This is a genomic window from Streptococcus sp. KHUD_016, assembly GCF_051106465.1.
GTDB lineage: Bacteria > Bacillota > Bacilli > Lactobacillales > Streptococcaceae > Streptococcus.
On sequence record NZ_CP193663.1, the window covers coordinates 927,997 to 947,763 of the forward strand.

Here is a 19,767-nt window from a genome sequence, read left to right on the forward strand (position 1 = left end):
GATGCTAAGAGATTTGCAAGAAACAGATGTGAATGCTATATGTGAGATTAACCAAGAGGCTTTGGGCTATTCTTTTAGTCCAGAGGACACAGCTAGTCAACTAGCTAAATTATCTCAGGATTCCCATCATTTCCTACTTGGCTATGAGGATGCAGCTAGTCATGTCCTACTTGGATATGTCCATGCCGAGGTTTACGAATCCCTCTATTCCAAAGCAGGATTTAATATCTTAGGCTTAGCGGTTTCGCCTCAAGCGCAAGGACAAGGTATCGGTAAAAGCTTACTGCAAGGGTTGGAGGAAGAAGCAAAAAGACGTGGATATGGGTTTATCCGCTTAAACTCCGCTGATCATCGTCTGGGAGCTCATGCATTTTATGAAAAAGTTGGTTATACTTGTGATAAAGTGCAGAAACGGTTTATTCGCATCTTTTAGTTTATTTTCTTATTGGAAAAACAAACCAAAGGACCAGTCACACTATAAAGGAGAAGACCTATGATTTTTGACAAAGACGATTTTAAAGCATACGATGCTGATCTCTGGAATGCTATTGCCAAAGAAGAAGAACGCCAACAAAACAACATTGAGTTGATTGCTTCCGAAAACGTGGTTTCCAAGGCTGTTATGGCAGCTCAAGGGTCTATCTTGACAAACAAATATGCCGAGGGTTACCCAGGACGCCGTTATTATGGTGGAACTGATGTAGTAGACGTGGTAGAAACTTTAGCTATTGAACGTGCAAAAGAAATTTTCGGTGCTAAATTCGCCAATGTCCAACCTCACTCAGGAAGCCAAGCCAACTGTGCGGCTTACATGGCCTTGATTGAGCCAGGTGATACGGTTATGGGGATGGATTTGGCAGCAGGTGGACACTTGACCCACGGAGCTCCAGTTAGCTTCTCTGGTCAAACATACAACTTTGTTTCTTACAGTGTGGATCCTGAAACGGAACTCTTGGACTTTGATGCTATCTTGAAACAAGCCCAAGAAGTCAAACCAAAACTAATCGTAGCTGGTGCTTCAGCCTATTCTCAAATTATTGACTTCTCAAAATTCCGTGAAATCGCAGATGCAGTTGGCGCTAAGCTCATGGTCGATATGGCCCATATCGCTGGTTTGGTTGCAGCTGGTCTTCACCCTAGCCCAGTGCCATACGCTCATATCACTACAACAACGACCCACAAAACCCTTCGTGGACCTCGTGGTGGTTTGATTTTGACAAATGATGAGGACCTAGCGAAGAAAATCAATTCAGCTATTTTCCCTGGTATCCAAGGTGGACCTTTGGAGCATGTTATCGCTGCTAAGGCTGTTTCCTTCAAAGAAGTTTTAGATCCAGCCTTCAAGGAATATGCTGCTAATGTCATCAAAAACAGCAAGGCTATGGTTGAAGTCTTCTTGCAAGACCCTGATTTCCGTATTATTTCTGGTGGTACTGAAAATCACCTCTTCCTAGTGGATGTGACTAAGGTTGTAGAAAACGGAAAAGTTGCTCAAAACTTGCTGGATGAAGTTAATATTACCCTAAATAAAAACTCAATCCCATACGAAACCTTGTCACCATTCAAGACAAGTGGGATTCGTATCGGATCTGCAGCCATCACTGCACGTGGATTTGGTGAAGAAGAAAGCCGTAAAGTGGCTGAACTCATCATTAAAACCCTTAAAAATGCAGAAAATGAGGCTGTCTTAGAAGAAGTGAGAAGTGAAGTCAAAGCGTTGACAGATGCCATCCCACTATACGAGGACTAATACTTTTATGGACATTTATATTAAGAAAGCTATTATCCATCAGTTCAGTCCGGATGATACCGAGCTGTTTCTAGCGGATAAGTTTCTCAATATCACTCCAAAAATCGAGGAATACCTACGTAAAAAAATCGAACGCGTGTATTCAGATGAAGCAAAGACTGGGATTTTCGAAGAAGAAAATCCCTTCTTCAATCACATCACAGACGATTTGTTGGAGACATCAGTAACACTGGCTAATCTTTGGAAAAAGGAATTCAGTATTTCTGAAAACCTCAAGACCAATGACTTGGTTTTTGTTCAGTTTTCTAAAGAAGGTGTAGAGCATTTCGCTTTCTTACGAATTGCCCTGCGGGAAACCTTGACCCACCTCGGTGGAGAAGTTGATAATCCAATCAAGCTAACTCAGAATAACTTGCCGGGATTTGGAACGGGAGCTGATGAGGCTTTGGTCGTCAATCTTCAAAGTCGTAAGTACCACCTGATCGAGAAACGCATCAAGTACAATGGAACATTTTTGAACTACTTTTCAGAGAATCTGCTTGCTGTCGCTCCTAAGATTTCTCCAAAGAAATCCATCAAGGAATTGGAAAAAACAGCCCAGAGAATTGCAGAGTCCTTTAACACGGATGATTTTCAGTTTCAATCCAAGGTCAAATCAGCTATTTTCAACAATCTTGAAGAAAGCAATGAATTGTCGCCTGAAAAATTGGCTAACGACCTTTTTGATAACAACCTGACAGCTCGTCTAAGTTTTATCGACCAAGTCAAGGAAGCTGTACCAGAACCAGTCCAGTTTGATGAAATTGATGCCAGTCGCCAACTCAAGAAATTTGAAAACCAAAAACTTTCCCTGTCAAATGGAATTGAACTCATCGTTCCAAATAATGTATACCAAGACGCGGAGTCTGTTGAGTTTATCCAAAATGACAATGGAACCTATTCTATCTTAATCAAAAATATCGAGGATATTCAAAGTAAATAATGTTTAAATTTATAAGAAGAGTGCTTGTGCTAGCAGTCTTCCTTTTCGCAGGATATAAAGCTTATCATATCCATCAGGATGTTAAACAAGTCATGACCTACCAACCCATGGTTCGAGAAATCTTGAGTGAAAGAGATACCCCAGCCAATGAAGAGTTGGTGCTCGCCATGATTTATACCGAAACGAAGGGAAAAGAGCGGGATGTTATGCAGTCTAGTGAGTCTGCTAGTGGCGCTACCAATACCATCAAAGACGATGCCTCTAGTATTCGCCAAGGGATTCAGACTTTAACAGATAATCTCTATTTGGCACAGAGCAAAGGAGTAGATGTCTGGACCGCCGTTCAAGCCTATAATTTTGGGCCTGCCTATATCGACTTTATCGCTCAGAATGGCAAGGAAAATACTCTGGCACTAGCCAAGCGTTACTCCCGAGAAACGGTCGCTCCAATCCTTGGCAATACTACAGGGAAGACCTACACCTATATCAACCCTATTTCTATCTTTCACGGAGCTGAACTCTATGAAAATGGTGGAAATTATTACTACTCGAGACAGGTTCGCTTTAATCTCTATATCATGAAATTCTTTAATTTCTTTTAAACATCTGGTTTTACCAGGTGTTTTTTCACTATAAGCTTTCTTTAAGATTGTTTTATTAACCTAGAAAGGTAAAGGAGGGAATATCCCATGAGAAAGAAATTCTTTCTAACAAGTGCTGCAGTATTGTGGGCCGCAACAGCTATGACAAGCGTCCACGCAGCAACCGATGTTCAAAAAGTAATCGATGAAACCTATGTACAACCCGAATATGTTCTAGGTTCTTCTCTATCTGAAGACCAGAAAAATCAAACTCTTAGCAAACTTGGCTATGACGCATCAAAAGACACCAAAGATATCAAAACTATGACACCTGATATCTATTCGAAAATTATGAATGTGGCTAATGATGCTAGTCTACAGCTCTATTCATCAGCCAAGATTCAAAAGCTGGGGGACAAGTCACCTCTAGAGGTTAAGATTGAAACGCCTGAAAATATCACCAAGGTGACGCAGGATATGTACCGTAACGCAGCAGTGACACTGGGAGTGGAGCATGCCAAAATCACAGTTGCAGCTCCTATTCCAGTTACAGGAGAGAGCGCCCTAGCAGGGATTTACTACTCGTTAGAGGCCAATGGTGCCAAAGTACCGCAAGCCAATAAAGACTTGGCCCAAGAGGAGCTAAAAGCCTTATCAGATATCAATGCTGAAAACAAGGACAAGTCAGGGTACGATGCCAATAAACTCAATGTCGCTTTGGCAGATATCAAGGCAGGAATCGCAAAGGCAAAAGAAGCCAAAGGCAATCTGACAGAAGAAGATGTTCGCAAAATTGTAGAAGACACACTAAAAAACTACAAACTCGATCAGGTTATAACAGGAAACCAGGTCAATATCATCATCAATTTTGCACTCAACCTTTCAAAGAGTGACATTTTGAACAATGCTGATTTCACTAAAACATTAAATGACCTCAAGCAAAGCATTGTATCCCAAGCTGGAGATAGCTTTAAAAATATCAACCTCAACTTTGATGCCAATAAAGCGCTAGAAGACGGGGGCAACTTCTTTAGCTCCCTTTGGCAAGCCATTGTCAACTTCTTCAAGAGTTTTGGTGCTTAGGTCATTTCATGATATAATAGATGGTAACAGAAATGTTGCCGTCTTTTTTTGACGGCCGATAGAAAGTGAAAAATATGTTAAAGAAAAATGATATTGTAGAAGTTGAAATTGTCGATTTGACCCATGAAGGTGCTGGGGTTGCTAAGGTAGATGGTTTGGTTTTTTTTGTAGAAAATGCTCTACCAACTGAGAAAATCCTCATGCGTGTCCTTAAGGTCAATAAAAAGATTGGCTATGGGAAAGTTGAAGAATACCTTACACATTCTCCGCATCGTAACCAAGATCTTGACCTAGCTTATCTACGCTCAGGTATCGCTGATTTGGGGCATCTTGCCTATCCAGAGCAGCTCAAGTTTAAAACCAAGCAAGTCAAAGACAGTCTCTACAAGATTGCTGGTATTACAGATGTAGAGGTCGCTGAAACACTCGGCATGGGCCATCCAATCCAGTATCGAAATAAGGCGCAGGTACCTGTTCGTCGAGTGAATGGTATCTTGGAAACTGGCTTTTTCCGTAAAAATTCGCATGACCTTATGCCCCTTGAAGATTTCTTCATCCAGGATCCAGTCATTGACCAAGTTGTGGTAGTTCTTCGAGATTTGCTTCGTCGTTATGATTTGAAACCTTATGATGAAAAGGAACAGTCTGGCTTGATTCGAAACCTCGTTGTGCGACGAGGCCACTATTCAGGACAAATTATGGTTATATTAGTGACTACACGTCCTAAAGTTTTTCGAGTGGAGCAGTTGATTGAACAAGTTATCAAGCAGTTCCCAGATATTGTGTCTGTCATGCAAAATATCAACGATCAGAATACCAATGCGATTTTTGGGAAAGAGTGGCGGACACTTTATGGTCAAGACTACATTACCGACCAAATGTTGGGAAATAACTTCCAAATATCTGGACCAGCCTTTTATCAGGTCAATACAGAAATGGCAGAGAAGCTCTATCAGACAGCTATTGACTTTGCTGGGTTAAGAGAAGATAATGTTGTTGTCGATGCCTACTCAGGAATTGGAACCATTGGTTTATCCGTTGCTAAGCATGTCAAGGAAGTCTATGGTGTTGAAGTGATTCCAGAAGCAGTAGAGAATAGCAAAAAGAATGCCCGACTAAACAATATCTCAAACGCCCACTATGTATGTGACACAGCTGAAAATGCTATGAAGAATTGGCTCAAGGAAGGTATTCAACCAACCGTTATCTTGGTCGACCCACCACGCAAGGGTTTGACCGAAAGCTTTATCAAGGCAAGTGCTCAAACAGGAGCAGACCGCATTGCCTATATCTCTTGCAATGTCGCAACCATGGCGCGTGATATCAAACTCTATCAAGAGTTAGGATATGAACTGAAGAAAGTCCAGCCGGTGGACTTGTTTCCGCAGACGCATCACGTGGAGTGTGTAGTGTTGCTACAACGAAAAAAAGGGTGAAAATCCTTGATTTCAAGCTATTTTACAAGCATTTTGTCTTTGTAGATAAAGGCAATTTTGACATCAAAAAAGTCCTAAAAAGGCACATAGATGTAAATGTATTTGTAGATATCGTTTGCGTATCGGAAAAATGAATACAACAATAAATATTTATCTAAGGAGAGAACAATTGAATATTGTTCTCTTTTTTTATATTCAGGAGGGAAAATGACAAAAGAATTACAATCATCACGCTATATTGTCATTTCATTTTTAGTACGTGAAATGGGAATTGACATTGTTGAAGCCATCAGTCTTATGGCTGAATTAGAAAAAAGTGGCTTGGTTCGATTGGAATCAAGCGGAGATTTAATACTCAAAGAACTTGGAGGAGCGCTATGAAACGAATTACCGCAAATCAATACCAAACTTCAGAACGGTATTATAAATTACCTAAAATTCTTTTTGAGGATGAGAAATATATGGATATGAAACTAGAAGTAAAGGTAGCTTATTCTATTTTAAAAGATCGTTTAGAATTATCTCTCAGTCGTGGTTGGATAGACGAAGAAGGCTCGGTTTATTTAGTATTTTCTAATTCTAAACTGATGAGGCTGTTAGGTTGTTCGAAGTCAAAATTACTGTCCATCAAAAAGATTCTTAAAGAATATGACTTAATTGATGAAGTGCAACAGTCTTCAAGTGAGAAAGGAAGACTAGCTAATAAGATTTATTTAGGGGAATTATCTTCTACCCCAGTAAGTAATTCAAACAGGCCTAGTGTTAAAAAAGGACTAGGGCAGGTTGAAAATGAAACGGGCCCCGTCTCACATCCAGCCCCTAGTGAGACTGAAGTTAGTGAGACTAAATATAGTGAGACTGATTCTTTATTTATTGAGGATGAGGAAGAGAGGAACTCTCAACCTATCTTGAAAAGGAAAGTAGAAAAGGTCACAAAATATGATCGAGATTATATTTGGGGATTGGTACAAGAACAATTTAGACGAGAAGGTTTTTCTGAAACAGCCAGTGAAATTGCTATGACTGATTTTGAAAGAATCTATCAGTATGCTCTTGACAATGTTTGCTTTGTGAGACGAGCGGAAGTACTTGCTGAATTTGTGTTTAATGGCCTATATTCCGTTTGGAATAACCGTGTTAGAAAAGGAGGTGGTTAAATGTCGCCAATCGAGTGGATATTAGTGATGCTCATTTTAATTTCAAGTGGTGTAACACTTTGGACATTGATAGTCGATCAGAAAGGGGTGATAAAGAAATGAGATTTATTGATTTATTTTCTGGTATCGGTGGATTTCGACTTGGAATGGAAAGTGTTGGACACGAGTGTATTGGATTTTGTGAGATTGATAAATTTGCTAGAGAATCTTATAAATCAATTTTTCAAACGGAAGGAGAAATAGAATTTCATGACATACGAGATGTTTCAGATGCAGAATTTAAAAAACTTAGAGGGAAAGTCGATATCATCTGTGGGGGATTCCCTTGTCAAGCATTTTCAATCGCAGGAAGACGATTGGGATTTGAAGATACTAGAGGAACTTTGTTCTTTGAAATTGCTCGGGCGGCCAAACAAATCCAACCACGTTTTCTTTTTCTTGAAAATGTTAAAGGCTTACTCAATCACGATAAGGGACGGACGTTCACCACAATCCTTACCACACTTGATGAGTTGGGGTTTGATGTTGAGTGGCAGGTGCTTAACAGTAAGGATTTTGGCGTTCCTCAAAACAGAGAGAGGGTGTTTATTATCGGACATTCTAGAAAGAAAGGTACCAGACTCTTATTTCCTTTCAGACGAGAAGGTCAAACAACTAACTCTGAGACTTTAAAAACACTAGGGAATTTGAATCCATCAAAAAGTGGAATGAGCGGTAAAGTCTATTATTCAGAAGGTCTTGCACCAACATTAGTTCGTGGAAAAGGAGAAGGATTCAAGGTTGCTATTCCTTGTATGACACCAGACAGATTAGACAAGAGACAAAATGGGAGACGCTTTAAGGAAAACCAAGAGCCGATGTTTACTTTAAATACTCAGGATCGTCATGGTATTGTCGTTGTTGGAGATTTACCGACTAGCTTTAAGGAGACAGGTCGCGTCTATGGAAGTGAGGGCTTATCTCCAACACTGACTACGATGCAAGGAGGAGATAAAATTCCCAAAATACTGATTCCAGAACCAATCCAATTTCTAAAAGTACGGGAAGCAACGAAAAAAGGATATGCTCAAGCAGAGATTGGGGATTCAATCAATTTAGAAAGACCAAGTTCTCAGTATCGTCGTGGTAGAGTTGGAAAAGGTATAGCGAATACGTTAACAACTAGTGGGCAAATGGGAGTAGTAGTGGCTAGCTATGAAGGAGAAGATAAACAAGTTTACCAAGTAGCTGGTGTTTTAATAGATGGACAATTTTACCGTTTGAGAGTACGACGAATCACTCCTAAAGAGTGTTTTCGATTGCAGGGCTTTCCTGATTGGGCTTTTGAAGCTGCTAGAAAAGTCTCTAGTAATAGTCAGCTCTATAAACAAGCCGGTAATAGTGTAACCGTTCCTGTGATTGCTGCAATCGCAAAGAAATTAAAAGAAATAGAGGAAAAAGATGAAAGCTTTAAATAAAGAGTCAATACTAGATTGTGATGAATTAGAAACAGAATTGCATGATGCAGAAATCAAACAGCTGGATGAACAAATATTTTTGATGCCCAATTATCTATGTGAGTTTGAGGTGACATTTTTAGATGATTACCATAAAAAACATAATTACCCACTATTTTATGAATCCTATCTTCAAAACATTATGGAATTCCTTGAAAGTCAAGATATAAAGAACGGAGTTGATGCCTTTGTAGATGATAATCAGAATCTTGTTTTTGTTTTATATGGACAAGGCTATCGAGCCGAGGGAAAAGGGGGAATACTTACAACCCAAGTAACTGTAAAAGCTTATGATGAAGACAAGAAATCGATTGACTTCTCAAAGTTATTAGATTCCTTAATCGTCTCAGAATATCAAATGGAAGCAAATTTGTTGGAGGTCTCCCATGATTGATCTCTATCTAAGTAAAAATAACCATAGAAATCAACTTCTTTTAGATTTCTTTCAAAACTACGGCATTGAGGTATCTTGTCATTCGATTTCTGAAATGACAAAGGACAAATTAGTTGAGATGATGAGCTATTCTTCAGATTGTTTTGAGTTTTTATCTCCCAATTTATTACGATTTAAGAACCGTGACAATCTAAGATTAACGGATTTCATTGAGATGATATTAAAAAATCCTGAACTAACCATCAGACTTCCACTTGCGGTTTCAAATAAGCGAGTTTATCCAAATTTGAATTTGGAAGAGGCTAGAGCTCTATTGCCTAGAGACACGAAACAATTGATTTACATGGAACAAACACATTATTTATCTAGTTAAAGGAGAAGCAATATGGCTGAACGATTTTGGGAGAACTTGTCCATTATTTTGGCTGAAAGAAATATCAGCTGGATTGAGTTAACCAGAAAAATGTTTGCGGGAGAATTTCACTATCCAAGTGAATTGAATCGCTTGTATCAAAAGATTCGTCACTACAAGATGGAACAACGAATGCCTCAAAGTCCATGGGTAGAAAGGATTGTGCAGGTATTAGATTTAGATTATGAAGATTTATTTCGGAGGTAACTATGAAAAGAATAATTCCAGTTTATATATTCCAACAAGTAAATGTCCTATTGGTATCCCTATACTTACTGAAATTGCTTTGTATAGGTGAGTTAACTATACTACAGGTTATATATAGTGCGTCGCTCATTTCTTTTTTATGGATGTATGGTCAACGAAAACAAGTGGTCAAGGCCAATATGAAAACTAGGATAAAGTGGCTTGGTATTGGATTCGTTAGCCTACTAATTATAAGTCTATGTTTTAGTCTGATTCATGCTCAAGGAACCACGAATCAAGCAAACTTAATTGGCCTACAACATCAAGTTCCTTGGTTTTCATTTTTATTGTTCTTAATCAATGCGAGTATGGTTGAAGAATTTTTGTATCGAGAAATTTTATGGAACTTGGTTAGAAAATTAGATATTCGAGTTGCTTTGACAAGTGTTTTATTTGCCTTAGCTCATCATCCGGGAACCATTCTAGCTTGGTGTCTGTACGTTTCACTTGGAATGTTTTTAGGTATGGTACGCTATAAATCTGACTTATGGGGAAGTATTGGGCTACATTTGGTGTGGAACCTGCTAGTTTATAGTTTGCTGCTTGTTTAGACAACGTTAGATTTTCAAAGGGAAATGAAATGCTAACGTTATGTAACAATGTTAGTCTTTTATTTCAAACTCTTTGATTAATATGAATTTAGCTCGACAGAAAAATAAGAAATGTGATAAAAATTTCAACTACTCTTATCTATAATAAAGCTACCTGTTCTTTGAAAATTGAATCCACTCCGTCTTGATTAGCGTGCCTGTGTAAGTAGGGACTGAGAGTATTTCCCTGTGAAGGGCAACTGGCACAAGACGTGTGTGAGAATTTTCTAACAGACACGGAGTTTATCGTTACCAGACTTAAACGATGCGACAAACTAGATAAAGGAGTTAATCATGAAAGTAGTAAACTTGTATGATTTGAAACAAATGGGAAATAAAGGTGGTTGTACCATCCAATTGATTCATCACTTTCCCTTTGGTATGGGCTTAGGACATCTCAAAAAAGACTACATTGAATTTAAACGTGTTGGTATCGTTGATGGGAAAGCAGTAGAAGTTACTCTTCGAGAACCTTATTCGAGAGATCTACTGCAGGTTGTCAAGTCGATTAAGCAACGTCAGAAATTGATAGCTTATCGTTATAAAGAAGGAAAGCTGTTATTTGTTAAGAAGGAGGCATCAGATGTCCTCTGAACAACAGGAACGAATGGCAGTTCAATATGCGGAGCGTAGTCTTTTATTTACTGTCAAAAGTCTCTTAAAAATTCTAGAATGGTCTAGAAGTCAGGCTTTAGCACAGGATTCTGCCTATAAGATAGGGGTGCAGAAATTAGAAGAATTGCTACAATCTCCCTATGCGATTGATACAATTAATCTGAAAAAAGATTTTTTAGACAAACCAATTGATATAGAGAAATTTAAAGCTTTTTTAGAAAAAGAAGAGATTCCTTTAGCCATTGCTTGGCAAGGGGATTCTCTGCATTTCTACACGAAAGACCGTTCGATTCTAGACAATCATTTAGAGCATCTGTTAACAAAAATGGTTAATGATCCGGAGAAATTAGCTGATTTTACCATGGATAAGTCATTAGACGATGCAATTGATGAGGCTAAATCCCAAATAACCTTTAGACAAGAAGGAGCCGTCAAACAGAAAGAGATGGTGAGATGATGTACAGTGGAAAGAAATTCCTACTATTCTCACTGTTAGGTATCTTACTAGGCTATCTTTTTCATCGTTTGACGCTTTTGTATGATTCCTATACTGGAAATAACTTAGATAAATGGACTCATCTTCTAATGGAAGGTCAAGATGAAGTTCTTCAGTCGCCATGGAATGTTTCTTTTACTGGAAAATCAAGTGCTTTTTTTCTACTAGGCTTTGTGATGATGTTGCTGGTTTATCTCTATTTAGAGACAGGTAAAAAACAATACCGAGAAGGGGTAGAATACGGGAGTGCCCGTTTTGGAACTCTCAAAGAAAAGAAGCTCTTTTACGGTAAGGAATTTTCTCATGATACGATCTTAGCACAAGATGTTCGTTTGACATTATTAGATAAAAAACCACCCCAATATGATAGAAATAAGAATATTGCGGTGATTGGAGGTTCAGGAAGTGGGAAGACATTTCGCTTTGTGAAACCCAATCTGATTCAGATGAATAGTTCTAATATTGTAGTGGATCCTAAAGATCACTTGGCCGAGAAAACAGGCAAACTCTTTTTAGAACATGGCTACCAAGTAAAGGTGTTAGATTTAGTCAATATGAAGAACTCAGATGGCTTCAATCCTTTTCGCTATATAGAGACAGAAAATGATTTGAATCGCATGCTGACGGTTTATTTCAATAACACCAAAGGCTCTGGATCTCGTAGTGATCCATTTTGGGATGAAGCTTCTATGACTTTGGTACGAGCTTTAGCCTCTTACTTGGTCGATTTCTATAATCCACCTAAAACAAGAGAACAGCTCATTGAAGAGAGTCGTTTAAGTCAAAAAGAACACCAAAACTTGTTGAAACGTCAAAAAAAAGAAGTGGAAGAGCGAAAAAAACGAGGGCGTTATCCAAGTTTTGCTGAAATCTCAAAACTCATTAAACACTTATCCAAGGGTGAAAACCAAGAAAAAAGTGTCTTAGAAATTCTATTTGAAAATTATGCTAAAAAGTATGGGACTGAAAATTTTACCATGCGAAATTGGGCAGATTTCCAAAATTATAAGGATAAAACTCTGGATTCTGTCATAGCTGTAACCACTGCTAAATTTGCCCTCTTCAATATTCAAAGTGTAATGGATTTGACCAAAAGAGATACCCTTGATATGAAGACATGGGGCAAGGAAAAATCAATGGTTTACTTAGTTATCCCAGATAACGATAGTACCTTTCGCTTTCTTTCGGCTCTCTTTTTTTCAACCGTATTTCAAACCTTAACAAGACAAGCAGATATTGATTTTAAGGGTCAATTACCTCTTCATGTGAGAGTCTACTTAGATGAATTCGCAAATATCGGAGAAATCCCAGATTTTGCTGAACAAACCTCAACAGTCCGTTCTCGGAACATGAGTCTCGTTCCTATTCTTCAAAATATTGCCCAACTTCAAGGGCTCTATAAAGAAAAAGAAGCTTGGAAAACCATTCTTGGGAACTGTGATAGCTTAGTCTATTTAGGTGGGAATGATGAAGATACCTTTAAATTTATGAGTGGTTTACTTGGTAAACAAACCATTGATGTTCGAAATACTAGTCGTTCCTTTGGCCAGACAGGTTCAGGATCCCTTTCTCATCAAAAGATTGCTCGTGATTTAATGACACCTGATGAAGTCGGAAATATGAAACGGCATGAATGCCTGGTTCGAATTGCCAATATGCCTGTCTTTAAAAGCAAAAAATACAATTCCATCAAGCATCCAAACTGGAAGTACCTAGCCAATCAAGAAACCGATGAACGGTGGTGGAACTATCAAATCAACCCTTTGAATCAAAGACAAGAAAATCATCTTGAGGGCCTTAGAATTCGTGATTTAACTTTTGAATCTAGTTTAAAATAAAAATAGAAAAGAGGAAATAGATGATTACGCATTTTAAAGGTTTTGTTTATGGAGTAGACGCAAGTGCTATGTTTGCACAAGCTATGTCTTTGTTGCAGAAGGGATTGATTGCGGTTGGTGCCTTTCTCGTTGTTGTGGGGATTGTCAATCTTGCAACCAACATTAAAGATGGTGGACCAGGTGTTCGGAATGCCATTCTTGAAATTGTCGGTGGAGTTATGGTCGGGGCTGCTGGAGCCTTTGTAACCCAGATTTCAATTTAGGAGGATAAACAATGACATGAATCTTAGTTTAGTCTCACCCTTTGTTTACCTTGCATCTGAAAAAATATCAGCTGAAAATTTATTTGAAGGATTTAATGTAGATTTACAATCTACGGTAGATCTGATTAAATCTCTATCTAGCTATAATCCAACCGTTTGGACTTATATGTCTAGTATTACTAAAAGTGTCATGCAACCTCTTGGAGTGGCGATTTTATCAGTTGTTCTCATCTTAGAATTTTCGAAGATGGCAAAGAAAATTGCTAACTCTGGTGGAGCGATGACCTTTGAAGCATTAGCCCCGATGTTGATTAGTTATATTATGGTCGCAGTTGTAATTACCAACACTACCGTTATTGTAGAAGCTATCATCGGGATTGCGAGTCACGCCATTGAACAAGTGGCCTCGATTGTGGCTCACGGTGGGGCAAAGTATGATACAATCTCTGGATTAAAGGGGTCAGGATTTATTGGCCGGATGATTGTGGGCTTTTTCGCCCTTCTCATTTGGCTTGTTCGAATAGTAAGTGCAGCCATGGTTAATCTGTTGGTATCTATTCGATTTATTCAACTCTACCTTATGATTCCATTTGCCCCTCTTACGATTCCAACATTTTTAAGCGATGAATGGAAGTCTATTGGTATTGGCTATTTAAAAAATATTATGGTCTATGCGGTACAAGGGGTTCTCATTTTTCTGATTGTTTCGCTTGTTCCTTTATTTGAATCTGCTGGGAAAATAGCTGTTTCAAATGGTGCAGGAGTCTTGCAATCACTTGCGATTATGTTTGGTAGTTTGGTACAGGCTATCTTACTGATTATTGCCCTCGTTGGTTCTCAACGTACGGCTCGCTCAATCTTAGGTATGTAATTAGATAAAGGCTAGGAAGTGATTGCTTCTTAGCCTTTTTAGAAAGGAAAGTCATGAATACACGTGTCTTTAAAGACATCTCAAAATATCAACACAGGGCTTGGTTAGGTTTCACTACAAGACAAATCATCTTTGTTTTACCAGCCTTTATTGTCACAGTTATTGTTTTGGGTTTGAATCTCTTTTACTGGCAATTTGGAGATTGGTTTGTTTACGGTTTTGTGTTTGCCTTTACCATCCCCCTCATGCTCTTTGGAGTCTATAAACCCAATGATTTATATTTTGAACATTATTTGAAATACCGTCTTCATTTTGAACTAACGGTTCCCCTACGCACCATTACTGGAAAGAAAGGATCTGAACATGAAAAGAAAATCAAATACATTAAAGAAACAAAAAACTTCAATGACTAATCAGAAAGAAGTAGTTAAAGGAAAAAAAGAGGAAGTGTTACCATCAACGGCTAATACTCTTTCCTATCAAGCCCTGTATCAAAGTGGTTTGATGCAGGTAAAAGAAGATTATTTCTCACAAAGCTATTTACTTGGTGATGTCAATTACCAGACCGTTGGTTTAGAAGATAAGGGCGCAATCATTGAGAAGTATTCTGATTTGATTAACTCCCTAGATGACCAAACCAACTTCCAATTGACTATCTTTAATAAACGACTGAATTTAGAAAAGTTTAGACAAAGTGTTCTGTATGAGGAGAAAGAAGATGGGTATGATACCTATCGTAAAGAATTGAATCGGATGATGAATCAAAATTTAGACAGTGGTGAAAATAATTTTTCGGCTGTTAAACTGATTAGCTTTGGAAGAAAGGATTCTAATCCCAAACAAGCCTATCGTTCCTTGTCTCAAATAGGAGAATATTTCAAGAGTGGTTTCTCAGAAATTGATGCTCGCTTTGATTCCTTAGCTGGTGAAGAGCGTGTCAACTTGTTGGCGGATATGCTTAGAGGAGAACACCATCTTCCTTTTTCTTACCGTGATTTAACGAGATCTGGTCAGACAACTCGTCACTTCATAGCACCTAATCTCTTGGATTTTAAAAACAAGAATTACCTACAAATCAATGACCGCTTATTACAGATTGTCTATGTCAGAGACTACGGTATGGAATTAGGGGATCAGTTTATCCGAGACCTCATGCAAGGAGATTTGGAATTGATCGTAAGCCTTCATGCTCAAAGTTCGACTAAGGCAGATGCCATGAAGAAACTACGAACAAAGAAGACCTTGATGGAATCCCAAAAGATTGGGGAACAACAAAAACTAGCTCGTACAGGTATCTATTTGGAAAAAGTAGGTCATGTATTAGAAAGCAATATCGATGAAGCTGAGGAACTCTTAAAAACTATGACAGAGACAGGAGATAAACTATTTCAAACGGTCTTCTTGATTGGTGTTTTTGGTCAGGATGAAGAAGAACTCAAACAAGCCCTAGACACTATTCAACAAGTGGCCGGCTCAAATGACCTAATGATTGACAAACTTCCATATATGCAAGAAGCAGCCTTTAATAGTTTGCTGCCATTTGGTTGTGATTTTTTAGAGGGCGTATCACGGAGTTTATTAACGTCCAATATAGCAGTGAACTCACCTTGGACTTCAGTAGACTTACAAGACCGTAGTGGGAAATATTACGGTATCAATCAAATATCAAGTAATATTATTACCATTGACCGCAGCTTATTAAATACACCGTCTGGTCTGATTTTAGGAACATCTGGAGCTGGTAAAGGCATGGCAACCAAGCATGAGATTATCACGACAAAAATCAAAGAATCTGGTGAGAATACCGAAATTATCATCGTAGATCCAGAAGCAGAGTACAGTGTGATTGGACGGGCTTTTGGTGGAGAAATGATTGATATTGCGCCTGATTCCCAAACCTATCTCAATGTTCTTGACTTGTCTGAAGAAAATATGGATGAAGATCCTGTAAAGGTAAAATCAGAATTTCTTTTATCCTTTATTGGCAAGTTATTGGATAGAAAAATGGATGGAAGAGAAAAATCAATTATTGACCGAGTCACCAGACTGACCTATCAGTCATTTAAAGAGCCTTCTTTGGAAGAATGGGTCTTTGTCTTGAGCCAACAACCAGAAGAAGAAGCGCAGAATTTGGCGCTTGATATGGAACTATATGTCGAAGGTTCTCTTGATATTTTTTCTCATAAGACCAATATTCAGACAGGTTCTAATTTCTTGATTTATAACGTTAAGAAGTTAGGAGATGAGCTGAAACAAATCGCTCTTATGGTGGTTTTTGATCAGATATGGAATCGTGTCGTTCGGAACCAAAAATTAGGGAAGAAAACCTGGATTTATTTTGATGAAATGCAGCTTCTATTATTAGATAAATATGCCAGTGACTTCTTCTTTAAATTGTGGAGTCGTGTCAGAAAATATGGAGCCAGTCCGACTGGAATAACTCAAAATGTCGAAACTTTATTGTTAGATCCAAATGGTAGACGGATTATTGCCAATAGTGAATTTATGATTCTCCTCAAGCAAGCAAAAAATGACCGAGAAGAACTGGTTCAACTCTTAGGCTTGTCAAAAGAACTCGAAAAATACCTAGTCAATCCAGAAAAAGGGGCTGGACTGATAAAAGCTGGTTCAGTTGTTGTTCCCTTTAAAAATAAGATTCCTCAAGGTACACAATTGTTTGATATCATGAGTACGGATCCTGATAAAATGGCTTCTAACTAAGGGGAAGGTAAATGAAGGATAAAAGAGAAATCATACGTGCCCGAAAGGCATTTAGAAGAAGTCTAAAAGATGAGAAGAAATTCTTGAAACAAGGAAAGAAGGAGGTGAAGAAACAGAAAAAAGATTCTGCTGTACTGGATAAAAAAGCATGGAAAAAAGAGAAAAAGCAAAAGCTAGAGGAGATGAGAGAAGCTTCAAAGGCTAGAGTAAAACAAGCAAATGAAGACTACAATCATATTCTTCAAAATAGTCCTCCATCTCTTTTGAATCGCAAAGAATTAAGAGACAGACGATTACCTCATGCTAGGAAACGATTGAAAATAGCTAAGAAGCAATTTAGAGAAGCCAAGGTAGAAGCAAAAGAAGAAGGAAAAGAGAGTCGTAAAGAAAGAAAAAACAATCAAAAATTTCTCTACGGTCAGGAAACGAAAGCAAAATCCAATTTTTTCTTTCAAGGGAAGAGTTTAGAAGAATTAAAAGCTAAGAAAGAAGTCAAGGCCGCAAAAGAGAATCTAAAATCTACTAAACAAGCCTATAAGTCCAAAAAGGTCAGTAGGAAAGCCAAAACTTTTCTTTATGTCCTTGGACGTGAAGGTGGAGAGTTAGCTTCAGAAAATGAAGATTTAGAAGGTTATCGCACGCTACAAGAGACCATTAGAAAAGGGAAACGCTACAGTCGGCTTTCTTATAATCTGGGGAAAGCTAGTGTTAAAACAGGACAAGCAACAGGTCGTTTTACCAAGAAGAGACTAGCTAACACAAAAGAGCGATACCATCATTTTAAGGATGGAAAAGGATGGAAGCTAGCGAAAGATAACCCAAGTTCCTTTAAAAATCGGTTTCGAAAGTTAAAGAAACAAGGTCTTACCAGTGTCCGAAATATCTATCATAAACTAAAAGCAGCCTTTTCCTTCTTTACATTTGCGGCTGGAAATCCTGCAACCTGGATAGTTGGAGGAATAGTCTTTTTTCTTTTACTTATGATGAGCTTCTTTTTAGGATTTTCATCTGCTAGTTTGATTCAACAAGATGAATTTGAATTAACAAAAGCTTATACCCACCTAACTTGGGAAGATGCAGAACATACTCGTACAAATGACAAAGGAATTACCTATTACACAAAAGTTGATGATGTGATGGGATATATGAACTTTAAATTTCATGACTATGAGTTACACAAACCAGTTCACTTATTTAGTTCAGAAACTTACAAGGATTATCTGTCTACTTTGTGGCATGATTTAAACGATGGGGAAGATTTGAAATCCATGCAAGACCTTTATGAAACTCCTAAGTATAAACTATCAAAAGACGATCAAGAGGAAATGAAGGAACTAAAAGAAGAAGGTGTGTATGCTTCCATGCAGGAATTGGACAATCCATTTGAGGGGAAAAGTAACGAAGATAGTTTAACCATGACTTATCGTTATGGATACTATGATTTAGACGGCAAACCTAGCCTTCAGGAGTACATTCTACTAGAAGCGAAGGCTCACCAAAGGATTGTCGCACCAATGGATGGTGTTGTATCTCTAGACGGAGATAATGTTATTCTCACTAACGGAAAAGGAGAGAATGAGAGTCGCTTAACCTTATATTCCATTCATAATGGCCGTGCGATTGAGGGGACAAGAGTTCTAACGGGTGATGTTATAGGTGAAACACCAGATGATACAGGTTTGAAAGTTTCCTACCAAAAGTATAAGAATAAGAAAGAAAAATTGGTGTATGTCAATCCGCAATTTTATTTCCCAAAAGTCATTCAACTTCAGACTACTATCTTACCTGCCATTGGTCAGTTTGGTGGGGATGAGTTTGAACGAGCAAAACATATTTATGAGTTTTTGAAATCTCAAGGGGCAAGTCCCCAAGCCATTGCGGCAATTTTAGGAAATTGGTCGGTAGAGTCTTCTATTAATCCTAAACGTGCTGAAGGGGATTATTTATCTCCTCCTGTTGGCGCTACCGATTCCTCATGGGATGATGAAGCGTGGTTAGCGATTGGAGGTCCAGCCATTTATAGTGGTGCTTATCCTAATATCCTTCATAGAGGTTTGGGGTTAGGTCAATGGACAGATACTGCAGATGGTTCAACACGTCATACAGCTTTATTAAATTATGCACGCAGCCAAAATAAGAAGTGGTATGATTTAGACCTACAACTTGATTTTATGCTTCATGGGGATAGCCCTTACTATCAAAGTTGGTTAAAGGATTTCTTTGGAAATACGGGCAGTGCAGCCAATCTTGCCCAACTCTTTCTCACTTATTGGGAGGGAAATTCTGGTGACAAACTACTGGAAAGACAAACCAGAGCAACGGAATGGTATTACCAAATTGAAAAAGGATTTAGCCAAACAAACGGAGGACAAGCAAAGAGTGACCCGCAATCCCTTGAAGGTGTTCGTGGGGACTTGTATGATCATTCTGTTCCTGGTGGTGGAGATGGTATGGCCTATGCCTATGGACAATGTACATGGGGTGTTGCGGCTCGTATGAACCAGTTAGGATTAAAGCTAAAAGGTAGAAATGGAGAGAAGATTTCAATCATTAATACCATGGGAAATGGTCAGGACTGGGTTGCGACAGCTTCAAGTCTTGGTGGGGAAACAGGCTCTACACCAAGAGCAGGTGCCATTGTTTCTTTTGTAGGAGGTACACATGGCACACCAGCAGACTATGGTCATGTGGCCTTTGTAGAGAAGGTCTATGATGATGGTTCTTTCCTCGTGTCAGAGACAAACTATGGTGGTAACCCTAACTATACCTTTAGAAAAATCTCGCAAGCAGATAGTGCCATCAGTTTTGCCTATACGACGAAATAAAGAAGTTGATA

General features: G+C 38.5%; 21 protein-coding genes. All 21 read left to right on the forward strand.

Going from position 1 to position 19,767, the window contains the following annotated elements; translation table 11 throughout:
- The first annotated feature begins 1 nt into the window (after window position 1).
- Window positions 2-433, forward strand: coding sequence for a GNAT family N-acetyltransferase (locus ACORHV_RS04305; RefSeq protein WP_070567894.1), 432 nt, complete (start codon window positions 2-4; stop codon window positions 431-433).
- A gap of 60 nt (window positions 434-493) precedes the next feature.
- Window positions 494-1,750 carry a serine hydroxymethyltransferase gene (glyA, locus tag ACORHV_RS04310; protein ID WP_434398943.1) on the forward strand — a complete coding sequence of 419 codons (1,257 nt, stop codon included), beginning with the start codon at window positions 494-496 and terminating at the stop codon, window positions 1,748-1,750.
- A 7-nt stretch (window positions 1,751-1,757) separates the two neighbouring features.
- Entirely contained in the window at window positions 1,758-2,732 is a 975-nt protein-coding gene (locus ACORHV_RS04315) for a nucleoid-associated protein (protein WP_070567898.1), read from the forward strand.
- Window positions 2,732-3,334, forward strand: coding sequence for a lysozyme family protein (locus tag ACORHV_RS04320; protein WP_002893258.1), 603 nt, complete (start codon window positions 2,732-2,734; stop codon window positions 3,332-3,334). Before ACORHV_RS04315 ends, ACORHV_RS04320 begins: the two co-directional genes overlap by 1 nt.
- Window positions 3,335-3,421: 87 nt before the next feature.
- Window positions 3,422-4,396 (forward strand): DUF1002 domain-containing protein, encoded by a 975-nt coding sequence (locus ACORHV_RS04325; protein ID WP_042768075.1) that lies wholly within the window; start codon window positions 3,422-3,424, stop codon window positions 4,394-4,396.
- Between the two features lie 74 nt (window positions 4,397-4,470).
- On the forward strand, window positions 4,471-5,832 hold the full coding sequence (gene rlmD / locus ACORHV_RS04330) for a 23S rRNA (uracil(1939)-C(5))-methyltransferase RlmD (RefSeq protein ID WP_434398946.1): 1,362 nt from the start codon (window positions 4,471-4,473) through the stop codon (window positions 5,830-5,832).
- A 207-nt stretch (window positions 5,833-6,039) separates the two neighbouring features.
- Entirely contained in the window at window positions 6,040-6,213 is a 174-nt protein-coding gene (locus ACORHV_RS04335; protein WP_000159607.1) for a hypothetical protein, read from the forward strand.
- Window positions 6,210-6,989 carry a replication initiator protein A gene (locus ACORHV_RS04340; protein ID WP_434398948.1) on the forward strand — a complete coding sequence of 260 codons (780 nt, stop codon included), beginning with the start codon at window positions 6,210-6,212 and terminating at the stop codon, window positions 6,987-6,989. Before ACORHV_RS04335 ends, ACORHV_RS04340 begins: the two co-directional genes overlap by 4 nt.
- A gap of 98 nt (window positions 6,990-7,087) precedes the next feature.
- The gene (dcm, locus tag ACORHV_RS04345) at window positions 7,088-8,446 is read left to right on the forward strand and encodes a DNA (cytosine-5-)-methyltransferase (protein WP_434398950.1); all 1,359 of its coding nucleotides are present in this window, start codon (window positions 7,088-7,090) and stop codon (window positions 8,444-8,446) included.
- On the forward strand, window positions 8,430-8,879 hold the full coding sequence (locus ACORHV_RS04350) for a hypothetical protein (RefSeq protein ID WP_048768053.1): 450 nt from the start codon (window positions 8,430-8,432) through the stop codon (window positions 8,877-8,879). The genes dcm and ACORHV_RS04350 overlap by 17 nt, the downstream gene beginning before the upstream one ends.
- A complete protein-coding gene (locus tag ACORHV_RS04355; protein WP_048768051.1) occupies window positions 8,872-9,252 on the forward strand; it encodes an arsenate reductase in 381 nt (126 codons plus the stop codon). The genes ACORHV_RS04350 and ACORHV_RS04355 overlap by 8 nt, the downstream gene beginning before the upstream one ends.
- Window positions 9,253-9,264: 12 nt before the next feature.
- Complete coding sequence (locus ACORHV_RS04360) at window positions 9,265-9,498, forward strand: hypothetical protein (protein ID WP_000840776.1); 234 nt, start codon at window positions 9,265-9,267, stop codon at window positions 9,496-9,498.
- Window positions 9,499-9,500: 2 nt separating this feature from the next.
- Window positions 9,501-10,088: a CPBP family intramembrane glutamic endopeptidase gene (locus ACORHV_RS04365; RefSeq protein ID WP_175860366.1), complete on the forward strand. Its 588-nt coding sequence runs from the start codon at window positions 9,501-9,503 to the stop codon at window positions 10,086-10,088.
- 333 nt (window positions 10,089-10,421) lie between these two features.
- Window positions 10,422-10,721 (forward strand): hypothetical protein, encoded by a 300-nt coding sequence (locus ACORHV_RS04370; protein ID WP_000869763.1) that lies wholly within the window; start codon window positions 10,422-10,424, stop codon window positions 10,719-10,721.
- A complete protein-coding gene (locus tag ACORHV_RS04375; RefSeq protein ID WP_434398953.1) occupies window positions 10,711-11,199 on the forward strand; it encodes a hypothetical protein in 489 nt (162 codons plus the stop codon). Before ACORHV_RS04370 ends, ACORHV_RS04375 begins: the two co-directional genes overlap by 11 nt.
- A complete protein-coding gene (locus ACORHV_RS04380; protein ID WP_434399034.1) occupies window positions 11,199-13,076 on the forward strand; it encodes a VirD4-like conjugal transfer protein, CD1115 family in 1,878 nt (625 codons plus the stop codon). The genes ACORHV_RS04375 and ACORHV_RS04380 overlap by 1 nt, the downstream gene beginning before the upstream one ends.
- 20 nt (window positions 13,077-13,096) lie before the next feature.
- Window positions 13,097-13,339, forward strand: coding sequence for a hypothetical protein (locus ACORHV_RS04385; protein WP_000627865.1), 243 nt, complete (start codon window positions 13,097-13,099; stop codon window positions 13,337-13,339).
- A gap of 16 nt (window positions 13,340-13,355) precedes the next feature.
- Window positions 13,356-14,210 carry a conjugal transfer protein TrbL gene (locus tag ACORHV_RS04390; protein ID WP_001054257.1) on the forward strand — a complete coding sequence of 285 codons (855 nt, stop codon included), beginning with the start codon at window positions 13,356-13,358 and terminating at the stop codon, window positions 14,208-14,210.
- 53 nt (window positions 14,211-14,263) lie between these two features.
- A complete protein-coding gene (locus tag ACORHV_RS04395; RefSeq protein WP_314913970.1) occupies window positions 14,264-14,623 on the forward strand; it encodes a PrgI family protein in 360 nt (119 codons plus the stop codon).
- Window positions 14,574-16,931, forward strand: coding sequence for a VirB4-like conjugal transfer ATPase, CD1110 family (locus ACORHV_RS04400; protein ID WP_434398956.1), 2,358 nt, complete (start codon window positions 14,574-14,576; stop codon window positions 16,929-16,931). Before ACORHV_RS04395 ends, ACORHV_RS04400 begins: the two co-directional genes overlap by 50 nt.
- An 11-nt stretch (window positions 16,932-16,942) precedes the next feature.
- Window positions 16,943-19,756: a phage tail tip lysozyme gene (locus ACORHV_RS04405; protein WP_434398958.1), complete on the forward strand. Its 2,814-nt coding sequence runs from the start codon at window positions 16,943-16,945 to the stop codon at window positions 19,754-19,756.
- The last annotated feature ends 11 nt before the right edge of the window (window positions 19,757-19,767 follow it).

What these genes read in the sequence shown, in the direction of transcription:
- ACORHV_RS04305 (WP_070567894.1), top strand. Translation starts at nt 2, where the DNA reads ATGCTAAGAGATTTGCAAGAAACAGATGTGAATGCTATATGTGAGATT.
- glyA (WP_434398943.1), top strand. Translation starts at nt 494, where the DNA reads ATGATTTTTGACAAAGACGATTTTAAAGCATACGATGCTGATCTCTGG.
- ACORHV_RS04315 (WP_070567898.1), top strand. Translation starts at nt 1,758, where the DNA reads ATGGACATTTATATTAAGAAAGCTATTATCCATCAGTTCAGTCCGGAT.
- ACORHV_RS04320 (WP_002893258.1), top strand. Translation starts at nt 2,732, where the DNA reads ATGTTTAAATTTATAAGAAGAGTGCTTGTGCTAGCAGTCTTCCTTTTC.
- ACORHV_RS04325 (WP_042768075.1), top strand. Translation starts at nt 3,422, where the DNA reads ATGAGAAAGAAATTCTTTCTAACAAGTGCTGCAGTATTGTGGGCCGCA.
- rlmD (WP_434398946.1), top strand. Translation starts at nt 4,471, where the DNA reads ATGTTAAAGAAAAATGATATTGTAGAAGTTGAAATTGTCGATTTGACC.
- ACORHV_RS04335 (WP_000159607.1), top strand. Translation starts at nt 6,040, where the DNA reads ATGACAAAAGAATTACAATCATCACGCTATATTGTCATTTCATTTTTA.
- ACORHV_RS04340 (WP_434398948.1), top strand. Translation starts at nt 6,210, where the DNA reads ATGAAACGAATTACCGCAAATCAATACCAAACTTCAGAACGGTATTAT.
- dcm (WP_434398950.1), top strand. Translation starts at nt 7,088, where the DNA reads ATGAGATTTATTGATTTATTTTCTGGTATCGGTGGATTTCGACTTGGA.
- ACORHV_RS04350 (WP_048768053.1), top strand. Translation starts at nt 8,430, where the DNA reads ATGAAAGCTTTAAATAAAGAGTCAATACTAGATTGTGATGAATTAGAA.
- ACORHV_RS04355 (WP_048768051.1), top strand. Translation starts at nt 8,872, where the DNA reads ATGATTGATCTCTATCTAAGTAAAAATAACCATAGAAATCAACTTCTT.
- ACORHV_RS04360 (WP_000840776.1), top strand. Translation starts at nt 9,265, where the DNA reads ATGGCTGAACGATTTTGGGAGAACTTGTCCATTATTTTGGCTGAAAGA.
- ACORHV_RS04365 (WP_175860366.1), top strand. Translation starts at nt 9,501, where the DNA reads ATGAAAAGAATAATTCCAGTTTATATATTCCAACAAGTAAATGTCCTA.
- ACORHV_RS04370 (WP_000869763.1), top strand. Translation starts at nt 10,422, where the DNA reads ATGAAAGTAGTAAACTTGTATGATTTGAAACAAATGGGAAATAAAGGT.
- ACORHV_RS04375 (WP_434398953.1), top strand. Translation starts at nt 10,711, where the DNA reads ATGTCCTCTGAACAACAGGAACGAATGGCAGTTCAATATGCGGAGCGT.
- ACORHV_RS04380 (WP_434399034.1), top strand. Translation starts at nt 11,199, where the DNA reads ATGTACAGTGGAAAGAAATTCCTACTATTCTCACTGTTAGGTATCTTA.
- ACORHV_RS04385 (WP_000627865.1), top strand. Translation starts at nt 13,097, where the DNA reads ATGATTACGCATTTTAAAGGTTTTGTTTATGGAGTAGACGCAAGTGCT.
- ACORHV_RS04390 (WP_001054257.1), top strand. Translation starts at nt 13,356, where the DNA reads ATGAATCTTAGTTTAGTCTCACCCTTTGTTTACCTTGCATCTGAAAAA.
- ACORHV_RS04395 (WP_314913970.1), top strand. Translation starts at nt 14,264, where the DNA reads ATGAATACACGTGTCTTTAAAGACATCTCAAAATATCAACACAGGGCT.
- ACORHV_RS04400 (WP_434398956.1), top strand. Translation starts at nt 14,574, where the DNA reads ATGAAAAGAAAATCAAATACATTAAAGAAACAAAAAACTTCAATGACT.
- ACORHV_RS04405 (WP_434398958.1), top strand. Translation starts at nt 16,943, where the DNA reads ATGAAGGATAAAAGAGAAATCATACGTGCCCGAAAGGCATTTAGAAGA.